Annotated in this window: 1 pseudogene; it reads right to left on the bottom strand. The window is 29.6% G+C overall.

Features of this window, described 5'->3' with window-relative positions:
- Positions 1-289 (bottom strand): annotated as a pseudogene (locus tag DNC80_RS04075) (hypothetical protein); the annotation flags it as partial.
- Between the last annotated feature and the right edge of the window lie 52 nt (positions 290-341).

The raw sequence follows: 341 nt of genomic DNA, 5'->3' as shown, positions 1-341 counted from the left end.
TTTGTTTAAGCCTTTTCTCTGCAAGTTGAGCACTTTTCTCTTCATTGTCAGAATTTAAAGCATTGTAAATAACGTCATGATAAAACAAAGTAAATAATACCGTATCCCAATTTTCAATTTTTTCTTTAACAAAAAGAAGTTGTTTATATAAGTTGTCTAAATGGGAAAGATTATGATAATGTCTTTTTTTGTCTGTATAATTTTGGTCAATTTCATTCCATAGTTCATTTGTCAAACTTTCATCGTCTGTGTACTTCGTCAATAAATTTGAAAATGTTTCTTTTAACACAGTGTCTTTTTTAAAATTACGCCTAACGTTCTCGCGCTACAAGCAGTTTGGG

This window comes from Flavobacterium sp. SOK18b (assembly GCF_014156605.1).
GTDB lineage: Bacteria > Bacteroidota > Bacteroidia > Flavobacteriales > Flavobacteriaceae > Flavobacterium > Flavobacterium tiangeerense.
Note: the sequence above shows the minus strand (reverse complement) of the source record. Positions and strands in the feature narration are given on the sequence as shown.